The organism is Neobacillus sp. D3-1R (assembly GCF_052180215.1).
GTDB lineage: Bacteria > Bacillota > Bacilli > Bacillales > Cytobacillaceae > Pseudoneobacillus.
Genome location: NZ_CP197471.1, coordinates 4,412,347 through 4,426,788 on the forward strand (window position 1 = coordinate 4,412,347; position 14,442 = coordinate 4,426,788).

Annotated in this window: 14 protein-coding genes; 6 read left to right on the forward strand and 8 right to left on the reverse strand. The window is 36.0% G+C overall.

Annotation, left to right across the window (positions count from 1 at the left end):
• Positions 1-112: 112 nt before the first annotated feature.
• Both ACSBPO_RS22165 and ACSBPO_RS22170 read left to right on the forward strand, forming a co-directional pair.
• Positions 113-1,558 carry a DEAD/DEAH box helicase gene (locus ACSBPO_RS22165; RefSeq protein WP_442597176.1) on the forward strand — a complete coding sequence of 482 codons (1,446 nt, stop codon included), beginning with the start codon at positions 113-115 and terminating at the stop codon, positions 1,556-1,558.
• 343 nt (positions 1,559-1,901) lie between these two features.
• Positions 1,902-2,381, forward strand: a complete 480-nt coding sequence (locus ACSBPO_RS22170; RefSeq protein WP_442597178.1) for a PAS domain-containing protein — start codon at positions 1,902-1,904, stop codon at positions 2,379-2,381.
• 104 nt (positions 2,382-2,485) lie between these two features.
• On the opposite strand, the gene ACSBPO_RS22175 is transcribed toward ACSBPO_RS22170, so the two are convergent.
• The gene (locus tag ACSBPO_RS22175; RefSeq protein ID WP_442597181.1) at positions 2,486-3,361 is read right to left on the reverse strand and encodes a selenium metabolism-associated LysR family transcriptional regulator; all 876 of its coding nucleotides are present in this window, start codon (positions 3,359-3,361) and stop codon (positions 2,486-2,488) included.
• A 370-nt stretch (positions 3,362-3,731) separates the two neighbouring features.
• On the opposite strand from ACSBPO_RS22175, the gene yedE reads away from it, so the two are divergent.
• Both yedE and ACSBPO_RS22185 read left to right on the forward strand, forming a co-directional pair.
• Complete coding sequence (gene yedE, locus ACSBPO_RS22180) at positions 3,732-4,961, forward strand: selenium metabolism membrane protein YedE/FdhT (RefSeq protein ID WP_442597183.1); 1,230 nt, start codon at positions 3,732-3,734, stop codon at positions 4,959-4,961.
• A 96-nt stretch (positions 4,962-5,057) separates the two neighbouring features.
• The gene (locus ACSBPO_RS22185; RefSeq protein ID WP_442597184.1) at positions 5,058-5,210 is read left to right on the forward strand and encodes a sulfurtransferase TusA family protein; all 153 of its coding nucleotides are present in this window, start codon (positions 5,058-5,060) and stop codon (positions 5,208-5,210) included.
• Positions 5,211-5,440: 230 nt separating this feature from the next.
• Here the strand turns inward: ACSBPO_RS22185 and ACSBPO_RS22190 are convergent, their stop codons facing one another.
• A complete protein-coding gene (locus ACSBPO_RS22190; protein WP_442597186.1) occupies positions 5,441-7,189 on the reverse strand; it encodes an ABC transporter substrate-binding protein in 1,749 nt (582 codons plus the stop codon).
• A gap of 143 nt (positions 7,190-7,332) precedes the next feature.
• On the opposite strand from ACSBPO_RS22190, the gene ACSBPO_RS22195 reads away from it, so the two are divergent.
• Positions 7,333-8,325: an NADP-dependent oxidoreductase gene (locus ACSBPO_RS22195; protein ID WP_442597188.1), complete on the forward strand. Its 993-nt coding sequence runs from the start codon at positions 7,333-7,335 to the stop codon at positions 8,323-8,325.
• Positions 8,326-8,556: 231 nt separating this feature from the next.
• Here the strand turns inward: ACSBPO_RS22195 and ACSBPO_RS22200 are convergent, their stop codons facing one another.
• Complete coding sequence (locus tag ACSBPO_RS22200) at positions 8,557-9,015, reverse strand: hypothetical protein (protein ID WP_442597189.1); 459 nt, start codon at positions 9,013-9,015, stop codon at positions 8,557-8,559.
• A 5-nt stretch (positions 9,016-9,020) separates the two neighbouring features.
• Positions 9,021-9,809 (reverse strand): hypothetical protein, encoded by a 789-nt coding sequence (locus ACSBPO_RS22205; protein WP_442597191.1) that lies wholly within the window; start codon positions 9,807-9,809, stop codon positions 9,021-9,023.
• Between the two features lie 214 nt (positions 9,810-10,023).
• Here ACSBPO_RS22205 and ACSBPO_RS22210 point away from each other — a divergent pair, with 214 nt between their 5' ends.
• Entirely contained in the window at positions 10,024-11,028 is a 1,005-nt protein-coding gene (locus ACSBPO_RS22210) for a DUF3231 family protein (protein ID WP_442600428.1), read from the forward strand.
• A gap of 162 nt (positions 11,029-11,190) precedes the next feature.
• On the opposite strand, the gene rlmH is transcribed toward ACSBPO_RS22210, so the two are convergent.
• The 4 genes from rlmH to ACSBPO_RS22230 form a co-directional block, all read right to left on the reverse strand.
• A complete protein-coding gene (rlmH, locus tag ACSBPO_RS22215; RefSeq protein ID WP_442597193.1) occupies positions 11,191-11,670 on the reverse strand; it encodes a 23S rRNA (pseudouridine(1915)-N(3))-methyltransferase RlmH in 480 nt (159 codons plus the stop codon).
• A gap of 97 nt (positions 11,671-11,767) precedes the next feature.
• Positions 11,768-11,923, reverse strand: a complete 156-nt coding sequence (locus tag ACSBPO_RS22220) for a CxxH/CxxC protein (RefSeq protein ID WP_442597195.1) — start codon at positions 11,921-11,923, stop codon at positions 11,768-11,770.
• 145 nt (positions 11,924-12,068) lie between these two features.
• Positions 12,069-13,289 carry a S1C family serine protease gene (locus ACSBPO_RS22225; protein WP_442597197.1) on the reverse strand — a complete coding sequence of 407 codons (1,221 nt, stop codon included), beginning with the start codon at positions 13,287-13,289 and terminating at the stop codon, positions 12,069-12,071.
• 356 nt (positions 13,290-13,645) lie between these two features.
• Entirely contained in the window at positions 13,646-14,440 is a 795-nt protein-coding gene (locus ACSBPO_RS22230) for an MBL fold metallo-hydrolase (protein ID WP_442597199.1), read from the reverse strand.
• Positions 14,441-14,442 lie beyond the last annotated feature (2 nt).

Sequence of the window (14,442 nt, forward strand, 5' to 3'; positions counted from 1 at the left end):
CCGATTTGTCCAGCATTTTTCAAGTATAATGAACCATATTCAGATATGCATATAATATATCCTGGAGAGGATTCTATACATATGAATAAAAAACCAAAAACGAGGTTGAAAAATGAGTAAAAAAAGTTTTGCGGATTATCATATAAGTGAAGAAATAAAAAGAGCACTATCTGTTTTAAAATACGAAACTCCAACAGAAGTTCAAAGTAAAGTCATTCCATTAGTAATGGAAAATCAAGATCTTGTCGTAAAGGCTCAAACAGGAAGTGGAAAGACTGCGTCCTTTGGTATTCCTGTTTCCGATATGATTGACTGGGAGGAAAAAAAACCACAGGTCTTAATTCTTACCCCAACTAGGGAGCTTGCGGTTCAAGTCCGCGACGATATTACGAATATCGGAAGGTTTAAACGCATTAAAGCAGTGGCCGTCTATGGAAAGGAGCCTTTTACGAAACAAAAGGATGAATTGAAACAAAAAACTCATGTAGTCGTTGGTACGCCTGGACGGGTCATGGACCATATTGAACGAGAAACCCTAGTTTTGGATCAAATAAAGTATCTTATCATAGATGAAGCTGATGAGATGCTTAATAGAGGTTTCATCGATGAAGTGGAAGCGATCATTAAAGAGGTGCCCTCAACCAGAGTAACAATGGTTTTTTCAGCTACCATGCCTAAAGATATTGAAAGTCTTTGCCATAAATATATGAAAGATCCTATTCATATTGAGATTGAATCAACTGGGGTAACCGCCGATACCATTGAACATTTTCTCATTGAAGTGAGAGAAGAAGAAAAGGTTTCACTCCTTAAAGACATCACGGTTGTAGAAAATCCAGACAGCTGCCTCATTTTCTGCCGAACCAAAGAACACGTAGATAGTGTGTATAGTGAACTGGATAAAGTTGGGTATTCTTGTGAGAGACTCCATGGGGGACTAGAACAAGATGACCGGTTTGCTGTTATGGAGGGTTTCAAATCAGGGAACTTCCGCTATCTGGTTGCCACCGATGTAGCTGCAAGAGGTATTGATATTGATAATGTGAATCTTGTCATCAACTATGACGTTCCTATGGAAAAAGAGAGCTATGTGCACAGAACTGGAAGAACCGGCCGTGCCGGAAATAAAGGAAAAGCCATTACGTTTTCAACACCTTTTGAAGAAAAGTTCATTAAAGCAATTGAAAAATACATCGGCTTTGAGATACCTACTATAGAAGCTCCTAGCCATCTAGAAGTGGTTTCTGGAAAAGCAGCTTTCGAAGAAAAACTTAGCGGCAGACGAGTAGTAAGAAATAATAAAACAGCCCGAATCAATCAAGATATTATGAAACTCCATTTCAGCGGTGGTAAAAAAAAGAAAATTCGTGCTGTTGATTTTGTTGGAACAATCGCAAAAATCCCTGGAGTCACAGCAGATGATATCGGCATCATAACCATCCAAGATCATATGTCATATGTTGATATTCTGAATGGAAAGGGCTCACTAGTTTTACAAGCCATGGAGAATGCGACTATCAAAGGAAAAAAGTTAAAAGTGAGCAAAGCAATTAAATAAAAAGTTTTATAGAAAAACCTTAAATCCCCCTCATTTAAAAAAGATGAGGGGGATATTTGCTTCCATTAGAATTTAAAGTTCACAGAAACCAATTATTAGTTGTTTGTTCCCTATTAATCGTCCCTCGCACATTTTGGTATTTTTTCCCTTTTAGTTTAAAAAGGGCCGGTCCCTTAATTGCAGGTAATGATCAGAACCATTTTTGTGATATAAATCACAATTCGCTAGGATTACTAATGCTATCATTATTAATGAGTTAGATAATAATAATCACCTAAATTTTTCTCACTGCTATTTGTACTATTACTTTACATAAAGATAATTACATAAAGGAGTGTTATAAATGTCTGAAAATAAATTGTCAGAATTAATTAGTCCTGAAGCTATCATTAATTTTGAAACTGGTGCAATTAAAGCGAGCACTTTGGATTCAATTATCAATCTTTTACCATTTGAAATGGGTTTTTGCGATGCTAACGATATTTTCCGCTGGTATTCAAATAATCCAAACCGTGTCCATGGTCGTCGTAACGAAGCAATTGGTCGCCATGTGCTTGAGCTTCACCCAAAAGTGGCTCATCATGTTGAAAAATTGTTGAATGATTTCCGTTCAGGAGCACGCGACGAATGGGAGTTTTGGTTTCCAAAACGCTCTGGTGAAGAAACCGGTCAAATTTACCAAAAGTTTATGGCAGTACGTGATGAAAATGGAAAATACCTTGGCTGTATGGATGTGACCATTAATCTCGACCTTTTCAAAGGAAAAAAAGGTAAACACACCCCTGAAACTATTGACGAATTTATCGCTGTTATGCCTGAATAAAAAAGATCTTTCGATTTGAGAGAACGCTGAAAAACACACTGAATCGCCCGATTCAATGTGTTTTTCTTTATTTATAGAAACCTGCACAGCCGCAAAACAGGAACCTATTTAACATGGTCAATAAATAATCTGGAAAGCAGTGACAGAGTTTTATTTTTGTTATAAACAAGATAGAAATATCTTTCATCCTCAAAGCCATTAATTTCATGCATTTGAAGCAATTGCTTTTTAGCATAATCCTTGGCCGCAATTTCTGAGATTATGGCAATCCCAATGTCCTCCATAACAAACTGAATTAAATTTTGTCCGCTTTCTGTATAGGCAATGATGTTCATTTGTTCTTTTGAGATATTATTTTTTTTCATAAATTGCTCAAGAATGGCATTTGTTCCTGATCCAGAATTTCTCATAATAAATGGATATTTCAGGAGCTCCTGAATAGTCACTGGTTCGTTTATCTCTATGTTATTTGAGGTAATTAGGACCAGTTTTTCTTTTACCAATGGAACAAAACAAAGTTTATCATTTTCAAACTTTTTGCCCAAAAACCCCAAATCAACAGCACCATTTAACACCTTCTCCATCACAACCTTTGAAGAAGATTGTTCAATGTGAAAAACGGCATTCGGGTATTGATTCCGAAAGTGCTTAATCATTTTGGGAAGTATAAATTGTCCCGGAACCGAACTTGCCGCAAACCGAATTATTCCCCGCAGTTCATTCATTCCCTCTATTAGATCAAGCATGGCTTCATCTTTTAACTGAAGTAATTTTAATGCCCATTGATATAAACGGCTCCCATGAGGTGTAAGAATGATTTCCCTCCCAACCCGGTCAAACAGTTTCATATTCAATGATTTTTCTAATGCTTGTATATGCGTGCTTACGGTGGATTGACTCAAGAATATATCCTCTGCTGCCTTGGAAAAACTTTTATTCTCCACCACTTTTGTAAAGACAAATAGCTGGTGTAAATCCATTCGGTTATCTCCTTTATGTTGCTGTTACTTTGAACCCAAACAACATACAAACTTTAACGTATTTACATCTAATTAAACGATTATATATATTGATAAGATAGTTAAATTAATTTATCTAAATGATACCACCTTTGAGATCTATTCATCTAATATTTCGATATCTATTAATCTATCTTATCGATAATTTGAATTGCCCTAAAGCCAAACTAACCTTTATATTAGTGAATAAATGAAGCCCATAGAATGCCCTGTATATCTTCGGGCATTTTTTAGCATCAGGATTTTTGGACAATTTCATAGCAACTTTTGATCATAATATTGGCCAAGGGCACCCCTATCGCCTTTGCCTAAAAAGGAGGAGATACATTTAATGAATCTTTATCAAAAAATCTTCAAGGAATATTGGAATCCCTACATAGCCATCAGTATTGCAGGTCTGATCAGTGCATTGTACTTCGGGATTACAGGTACAGTTTGGGCAGTTACGGGGGAATTCACCAGATTAGGCGGGCATATCTTACAATGGTTCGGTGTCGATGTCTCTCAATGGGCGTATTTTCAATTGGTAGGAATGGAAGGGACTCCCATCAGCCGTACGGATGGATGGATTGTCATTGGGATGCTCGTTGGCGCACTAATAACGATTTTACTAAGCAACAGTTTTAAAATCCGCGTACCAAAACAAAAACGCCGTTTAGTTCAAGGTTTTATTGGCGGAATCATCGCAGGGTTTGGTGCACGCCTTGCCCTTGGATGCAACTTGGCTGCCTTTTTTACGGGCGTGCCTCAGTTCTCGTTCCATTCCTGGATCTTTATGTTGACCACTGCGATTGGAACCTATTTTGGCGTTAAAATTGTAAGTACTAAATGGTGGAGGGGAAAACCTATCTTGACGAAAGGCTCAATGAACCCTGATAACACCTCGCTTGTGAAAATAAGGAATATCCAACCGATACTTGGTCTAATTTTTGCCTGCCTGTATCTCGCACTTGTTCTTTACTTTTTCGCAACAGGCAAACCACTCCTCGCAGTTGCCTGTATAGCTGGAGCCCTTTTTGGGATTCTTATCGAACGTGGACAAATTTGTTTCACTTCTGCCTTTCGAGATTTATGGGTCAGCGGAAGGGCTGTAATGTCACAAGCAATTGCTGTTGGCATGATGATCAGTGTTATCGTAACATTTATCTATATTCAAAATGGCTCTGTCGCCCTTATCAAATTGGCTGCTCCTAGCACAGCAATCGGCGGACTCCTTTTTGGGTTCGGTATTGTACTTGCCGGCGGCTGTGAGACTGGCATGATGTATCGAGCAATGGAAGGTCAATTGTTATTCTGGGTCGTAGGCTTAGGAAATATCGTCGGTGCTACAGTTCTTGCCTATGGCTGGGACCATCTTGGCATCTACAACTCACTTGTGGAGAATTGGCCAAAAGTCAACCTAATGGAACAATGGGGGCCTATGGGAGCTTTATTCGGGACACTGGCCATGTTGTCCGCTTGGTTCTTCTTATCAAATTGGTGGCAAAAGCGGTTTCGTTACGGAAAAGGCATCAATCATCAAAAAACGGAACGGATTTCTCAAGTTACAAAGGAGGCTTAATACATGTCCCAAGTGATTGATGTCAACTATACCCTTGATATTCGTGGGGAGCCTTGACCCTATCCTGTCATTTTTGCGCTGGATGCGCTAAAAACGATGAAAATCGGAGAAGTATTAAAAGTCATCGCAGATTGTCCTCAATCCTTTCGAAGTGTTCCGGAAGAAGCTGTCAAACATGGCTACCAGCTCCTGATAGAACCGGAAAAGGTTGGGCACGATATTTATTTTTATATTAAAGTAGTAAATTAGCCAATAGTAAAAAACTGCACCTACAATTATAAGATAAGACCCAAAATGGAGGTGCAGTTCATTATTTCCCTAAAAACCTCATTTACTTATGGTACGGTTCACCATGATTTATCTAAATGAGGTTTAATAATGTATTTTCTTATTGATGATTAGCATTCTTTCGACCTTAAATCTTATACGCCTTTTTCTATATTAGCTATCCATTAAACAAAATAGTGCTCTGGAAAATGTCATTCCAAGCACCAAATTTTTGTGAAATTCACCCATCCTAGAGGTTCTATTTGAATTCCAGCCAAACCAACGGAATATTGAATCGTTTTTTTTCTTCGATACAAATAAATCAAGGCATAATCTTCAAGTAAAGATTGCTCAATTTCATCTAGTATTTCTATTAAATTTCTCTCTCTATTCGAACCGTAAATTTGACTAGTAATCTTTTTCTCTATATCCGATACTAAATCAGGTGACAGATGCCTCCGGATATAACTTTCCTCGGTCATATAAACGTCTAAAAGTGAAAAAGTTGTATCATGATCTATTAAGCATTCAAACAAAATCAGTTGTGCATCAACTATTTTCGGATAGGGAGCATCGTTTTTCTTTTGTATGAATCGGACAATCATATTAATCCCTATTTCCTTACATACTCTTTGAAGTAATAAAGCATCATTTTCATGATAAATGGAACAGTACAAAACAATAGGTTCACCTGAATAACCTGATTCTTTTATGTATTGTTTTGCGATGCTTTTATAGTCTAAGTTAAATTCTTCTATGATACTCTCCTTAGGCAACAATGAATACGCAGGATAATAGATTTCCCAATCAATCTGTTTTATCAATTCTTCATTTTTTAAAAGGATTTGCATTCCCTTACGAAATAGTATGTTTTGTTGTGGACCCTCAATATTTAAATTAAATGTTAGTAGCTTGCATCCATTCTCCAATCGATCTGCCCTATGAAACTTCATTTCTTTATTTTCAGGTTTTTGTAATATTAGCTTTTCCAGTTGAAACACATCGGGTCGAACACCATTTACAGAGTTAGTATTTTCAACCGTTTTCCATAATTCGATTTTGTCTAAAAAAGGTCTCCCTGCGTAATAATTACTGTTTGCTTGCAGAATTAATTTATCTGTATCATTTTGAACGACTTTAAATGAACCCGTACCAACTGGATGTAAAAATTCTTGAAACGTGCTGGTTTTTTGTACAATCGATAGTGGATGAGCAGCAAGATAATGTAAAAAGTATAGATTGGATTTAGATAATTGAAATCGTATTGTCCAGTTATTTAATACATCGATATGCGCAATATCACTTACCATCCAGCTATAGATAGATTGCTCATTTTTCAACCGTTGAAAAGTATACAACACATCCTTGGCGTTGCATTCATTTCCATCATGAAAAAGGACTCCTTTTCGTAAATATAGTGTCCACTCTAGATTGTTCTTAGACTCCCAAAAATGGGCCAATCCTGGTTCAATCTGATTTTGTACGGGATGAAATACGACTAGCGTATCAAATATATGTTTAACAAGATGGGCCTCAATCCCACAAGTTGTGAGAATAGGATCTAAACTACCTATCTCCTTAACCATCGGAACTCGTAACATATCTACATTTTTACTATTTTTCTCTTCTGAAAGAACACCAAACGAATGATATAACCACTGGAAATATTTTTCTTTTTCAATTAAGTCTTTTACTTTATTTTCGACGAATCGTAATGACCCACTAATATCACCATTTTTCACCTTCTCTTTTGCTACTTGGACATACATGCTTTGGATGAATAAATGAAATTTTATAACCGATGTCTTTCCTCTTCCTCTTCCTGGTTGCCATGAAATCCAATTTTTTTCTACTAATCTCTTTAATGCAAAATTAGCATTTCTTTTGGAACATCCTAAAAGATTAGATACTGTTTCAAGTGTTACTGAAATAGGTACCTCTAGTTCCTCTTTGAAATGCATACATAAATCCTCATAAACTTCATAAACTTGCATGTCTTATCACTACCTTCAAAAAAGGTGAAAGATTATTATTTTAAGTTTACACTTTTTCTTCATCTTAAAACAAATAAAATGGAAACATATAACATTTTGGAGGGATTCAAATGAATAAAAGTATTACACTTGTAAAAAGACCCGTCGGGATGCCTACTTTAAATGATTTTCTAATAGTTGAAAATAAGATACCAACTATTAGGGATGGGGAGATATTAATAAAAACTACATATTTATCAGTTGATCCATTTATGCGAGGAAAGATGAGAGATCGAGAGTCCTATACACCTCCTTATCAACTTAATAAACCTATCGATTGTAGCGGAATTGGGGAGGTAATAGAATCAAAAAATAGTAATTTCCAAGTTGGGGATGTAGTGTCTGCTGTAATGAGCTGGTCAGAGTACAATGTAGGCACTGATTTAACCGTTCGAAAACTCAATCATGAGCTCCCTTATACAACTGCACAAGGCATCCTAGGTATGACTGGAAGAACGGCTTATTTTGGTTTACTGTATAAGGGTCAACCAAAAGAAGGTGAAACCATTGTTATTTCTGGTGCAGCAGGAGCAGTTGGAAGTGTTGTAGGTCAAATTGCGAAATTAAAAGGTTTTCGGGTAGTTGGTATCTGTGGATCAGATGAAAAAGGACAATATTTAATCAATGAGCTAGGTTTTGATGCAGTTGTTAACTATAAAACGGAAAATATTCGTAAAGCCCTTAAACACCATTGCCCAAACGGAATAGATATTTACTTTGACAATGTTGGTGGTGACATTACAGATCAAGTAGTTTCTCTTATTAACTTTGGCGCAAGAATTGTGATTTGTGGTGCTATATCAGAATATAATTCCGCTGAAGTGTCTGTCGGACCAAGACTGTTTCCCACACTTTTAAATAAAAGTGCTAGTGCACACGGGTTTATTGTAAATGATTTTGATCAACTCCGTTCAGAAGCAGACAATCAATTAAGAGAATGGGTTCTTCAAGGTAAAATTAAAAGCAAGGAAACAATTATTGAAGGATTTGAAAATACAGTACCTGCTTTTTTATCGTTATTTGAGGGTGGAAATGTCGGTAAACTTCTTGTTAAAGTCAATTAAATACATTTCCTTAGTAGTTAAAAGGCTTAACAATAATATCGTTTTTTAATCTTGCACATCAATTTAATGTATTTTCCCATAAGTAAAGGAGAGGATAAATTCCTCTCCTTTTTACCGAAAAGTAGTCTTAAGAAACAGTCCCAATCTTATAACTTCTAAAAACCTCATTTACTTATGGTACGGTTCTCCATTGTATTTATGGTAAAGCATACATACAGTGTTACCTTATTTTCATTTAATCTTAGCAACCCCTAATGCAAAATGTCTAAATAGAACGTTCTCAACAAATTCTGCTTGTGTTTCGTCACAATCTATAATCAATATAACCTCTGAATGTTTTCCTTTTAAAACTCTCTCTCTTTTTTTAAATACTTTTTCTATAAAAAGCCTAATGACAAAACCTATTAAGAATCCAATAAAGGCACCGATAAGTCCCCAATAAATCGGTCCCCATTCTAGTTTGAATCCAATACTTGCCCCAATTACAGAAAAAGCCGTTGCAAGGGCCATACCGATATCAATTATGGATGTTCCATCAGACCGATGAATTGTATCGAACAACTTACTTTCCTCAAGTCGATTATCTAATGGAACAGCAAATATGTTTTCTTTTAAAATTCCCTTCTTCTCTAATGTTGAAATAGCCATTTCCAAATATATATGATTTTCAAATGTAGAAAAAAGTTGCATGGCAATCACTCCACTTTATGGCCTTTTAATATTTGGAAATTGGGATTTTGATAATTTTTTGTTAGGAAACCTCTTTGTACCTTTTCATAAAGTTTATTGTTCTCTACTGTATTTATATATGAATCGAAAACAGCAAAACCATATAAAGATGGGAAAAACAGTAACCATTCAGGTTTTATAATGGATGTGGCTTGTTGCACTTCCCCTAAAAACAAAAGGGATATCGCCTCAAGTGCATGAGAAAAATAAAAAAATACAACAGACCAAATAATAACAAAGAAGGCTGTAACAATCCTATGTATGTAAAGTTGTCCTAATCCCGGCATAAAAAGGGACCATAAAAAAGATAAAACGGGATTCCTTTTATCAAGGTAATTAATTTCCAGTGCTCCTATACTAAATGTATTAAAAGGATGGTTTTCATGTTCTGCTAACATATAAACATTATTCATATCTACAGTAGTACGATAACTATCCCAAATAGCAAAAATGTATACTGGGATATAAATCAAAAGCCATCTTGTATCCAAAACTTCCTTCGCCATATCAATATTCCCTTGAAATGAATAATTCATTGATAGATTAACATTTGCTTTTAGATTAATTACAACTTCCCAAATAAACAGTGTAAAACCTCTGAGATATTTTGATAAAATCATATGTCCAAATCCTGGAAACGCTGCAGACCACCAAGCAATAATATAAGGATTCCTTAAATGTATTTGAGTTGTCCCTAAAATACTTACATGGGCTTTATAACGTTTAGCGGTATTGTTATTCGTATAGTTATCCATATCATTACACCTTTTGACCAATATTTGGTTAAAACTATCCCTGATATCTTTATTATGCTTAATGTTAACGAACTTCATGTAGAGATAAGTGAACATTAATGTTTTAGCAGAATACAACGAGTACCATACATTTGAATTATTAAGTGTGGATATACTATTTATCAATCCATCTAATTAAACGCGTTATTATCTTTGAATAAATGAGGTGAATATGTTGGATAAAGATAAATTAAAACTTACATCTTCTGAAATAGGCTCACTATGGGGAGAGTTTGTAAATGGTACGATGACTGATGTAGTAAATAAATATATGTTTACAATCATTGAGGATGAGCGAATTAAAGCGATTTTTGCAGATGCTATTGAAACATTCAAAAAGCAAAAAGAGCAAATTAGCGCATTTTTGAAGAACGAGGGCTTTCCAGTTCCAATTGGATTTTCAGAATCCGACCTCTTTAAAGGAAAGCAGAGATTGTTCACGGATATATTTTGTTTGAATTACTTACATATCATGACACTACATGGTTTGCTGGGACACAGTATTTCGTTAGGTGTGTCGGTAAGAAGAGACTTAAGGTTTTTTTATGATTCATGTGATGACGATGCAAAAAGGATGTATCACCAAACGATTGAACTCTTGCTTGAAAAAGGTAATTTTCAAAAAGATCCTTTATTCTATCCTGCCGAAAACCCTGAATTTATTTCAAGTAAAGACTTCACAGATGGTTTTTTCGGAAAAGGTAGAAAATTAGCGGCAACAGAAATTATTAGTATCTCATTTAACCTTAAAAAAAGTATTATGGCAAAAACGCTTTCTATTGCCTTTAGTCAAGTTGCTCAAACTTCAGAAGTAAGAAAATTTTTAACCGATTCTGAGAAAACAGCCGATGGGCAAATAAAAGCATTTTCAAAAATAATGCAAGCAGATAATTTACCTGTTCCAAAATCTTTAGAAACAGAAGTAACAATCTCAACAGACTCTCCTTTTTCTGATAAATTAATGCTGTATCATATTGGATTCTTATTTCAAGCAGCACAAAATTATCATGGAGCAGGTCTGGCATCAGCAATGCGAACAGATCTTGTTACTGCTTACGAGGGAACAATTCTTAAAAATCTTATAGTTACAAAAAAATGGTTTGATTTAATGGTAAAAAATAAATGGTTAGAACAACCACCACTTGCTCCAAATAGAGGAGAAATTGCAGGCCAAAAATAATAATCAGGCATTACTATTTTAAAACCAACCTCTATTCTAGAGGTTGGTTTTTAAAATAGACAGAAACGAACTCATTAAAAAGTTATAAATTACTTGTAAGTCACATCATTAGTTTGTTTAACCACTCTTTATCAAGAGTAACTTCATCTCTCTGTTTTACCACTATTTGTGATAAGGTTCACCCCGATTAATCCTAAAAGCACGATAAATCTGCTCCAATAAAATCAATTTCATCATCTGGTGCGGAAAGGTCATTTTTGAAAAGGATAACTTCTCATCTGCCCTCTGTAATACCTCATTACTCAAGCCTAAGGACCCTCCAATTACAAAAGCAATTTTACTTTTTCCGTATGTGGCTAATTTATCAAGAGAATCGGCTAGTTCTTCCGAAGATTTCATTTTTCCTTCAATCGCTAACGCAATGACATATGTATCGGGAGAAATTTTGGATAGTATTTTTTCTCCTTCTTTTTGTTTGACCTGTTCCATTTCTAAATCACTTAATTGTTCAGGTGCCTTTTCGTCTGGGACTTCGATAATTTCCATTTTGGCATAAGCTGTTAGTCGTTTTAAAAATTCATCTATCCCCAGTTTTAGATATTTCTCTTTCAGTTTCCCTACTGTAATGATTGAAATATTCACAATCCACAACCCCACTTATGTTACAAACAGTTTACAAACAAGATATCCACAATAGTTATCCACATATCCACAATTATTATCCACATTTAGTATGGGATCATTCGTTCCCTACCATATATATAGCTTGTTTTTCGCAATATTCACAGGTTGTTGATAACTGATTTTCCACTTTATTTAACTCTGGAAATGTACCTGATTCATCAACAGCCACATCTAAAGCTAACTCTACATGCTCTTCACAACAATAAATCACCTTGATCATCCTTTTCATTTTTTACTTATTAACATTTTGTAACAATATCAACTTCTTTATCCACAAACCATATGTTAACACTTCTCTATTCATTTTAAAAAGAAAAACAGGAAAGCCTTGTTTGCCTTCCTGTTTCCTCCCTTTATTACATCGTTTCTCCACCTAATTTTAATGTTAGCTGTTTCAGGTTTCCATCACGGTAGAACTTAACCGTCATTTGGTCTCCAACTCTCTTTTTATTATAGAGATGTTTTCGTAAATCGATAACATCATTGATTTCGACTCCATCCATTTCCACAATAACATCAAGTTCTTTTAAACCAGCTAATGAAGCAGGTGAATTTGGTTCTACACGGCGAATGGCAACCCCATAGTTAACATCCTTCGGTAGCTTTAAGGCTTCTTGCTGATAATAAGCAGGGATTTCTGCCACCGATTTTAACTCTACGCCCATATATGGCCGCTTCACTTCTCCAAATCTCTCTAAGTCATTGATAATAGGTTTAGCATAATCAATCGGGATCGCTAACCCAATACCTTCAACCGCATTTTGAGCAATTTTCATCGAGTTAATTCCAATCAATTGTCCGTCAATATTAACAAGAGCTCCTCCGCTGTTTCCAGGATTGATCGCCGCATCCGTCTGGATAACATCGGCTTGCCAATCTTCCACGCCATCCTGATTGATATCAACTGGAATGGTCCGTTCAAGTCCCGAAATAATTCCCTGTGTAACTGACCCGGAAAATTGTGGTCCAAGAGGATTACCAATGGCTATAGCTGGTTCACCTCTTCTTAATTTTCCTGAAACCCCAAACTCAATAATTTTATTCACATGACTAGCGTCAATTTCTAGTACGGCTAAGTCAGTCCAAACATCACTTCCTAGCAATCGGGCAGCTACTTTTGTTCCATCGTCCAGTGTCACCTCTAATTGACTTGCTCCCTCTACAACGTGGTGGTTGGTTACCACATAAGCCTTATTGCCTTTCTTTTTATAGATGATTCCTGAGCCTGTCCCAGCTTCAACAGCCTCTGTATCATCCGTCCAAAAGCTGGCTGTTTGTAAATTTGTAATCCCAACTACCGCTTCACCAGCTTTGTCAACTGCTTTGGTAATTTGGGTATCAATATCTACATTGATTGTCTTGGCTGCAGTTACAGGTGCCTCTTCATTTGCCTCTTCTGCTAGATTTTCATTTGGTTGGATGGTATAAGGCAAGACATCAAAGTTAGATAAGGTGGGAATCGCAATGATCACTAATATAGCACCTAAAATGGCTCCGACAAGACTTGCTATGAAAACATTCCCTCTATTCCCCTTTTGTTTATACCGATTATCATAATCTTGGTCGTAATAACCCAATGGTCACCATCCCTTTCTATTCTCGAAAATAGCTAAAAATTATTTTGCCTCTATACCCATTATTATACTCATTCTCTTGTCAATTTCTAAAAAATAGCAAATCATATCTATCATTTTTCCCCAATAAAAAGAGGAATAGAACAGCTCTATTCCTCTTTTTCAGTATTTTTTATATTATTTTGGCTCTATTAATCATGAGTTGATTTCCGCTCCAGCCGCTTGCTTTCCGGGGGGCGTTCGTCGAGCCTCCTCGTCGCTTATGCTCCTGCGGGGTCTCGCCTGCAACGCTAATCCCCCAGGAGTCAAACGGCCTCCGCTCCAATCAACAGATTCTAAAAATATAATTAATCATATTTTTATACAGCAACTAGCTTAGTCGGGTTTTTTGGATCTGTATCATAAAGCTGAAATGTTTCACCTACGGTAATGCCTGTACTTTCTAGGGTTTGGGTGACAGACATTCTGGCTAGCTCTTTCATATTGTTATCCAAGCTTAAATGAGCTAAATAGATACTTTTTGTCTGATTACCGATTACTTCACTCATCGCAAGAGCGGCATCTTCGTTCGATACATGACCCACATCACTTAAAATTCTTCGTTTAATATTCCATGGATAGCGACCCATCCTTAACATTTGTACATCATGGTTGCTTTCAAAAACATAGGCATTTGCATTCTCAATCGTTTTCTTCATCCGTTCACTCACGTAACCAGTGTCCGTAATCAGCACGATCTTTTTTCCACCATGATGAAAGACATAAAACATTGGCTCTACTGCATCATGAGAAACACCAAATGATTCCACATCAACAGACCCAAAGCTTTGAACGGTTTCCATTTTAAAAATAAATTTCTGATCAAGTGCAACTTCTCCAATTAAAGGATCCATTGCTTTCCATGTTTTTTCGTTCGCATAAACAGGAATCTGGTATTTTCTCGCAAGAACACCAATTCCTTTTATATGATCACTATGTTCATGAGTCACAAAAATAGCAGATAAATCATCTATTTTTCGGTCAATCTGCTTAAAAAGACCTTCCATTTGTTTCCCGCTTAAGCCTGCATCTATCAGAAATGATTGTTCTTCTGCTTCCACATAAATCGCATTCCCCGTACTTCCGCTAGCAAGAACACTCATCTTCAAAGACATAT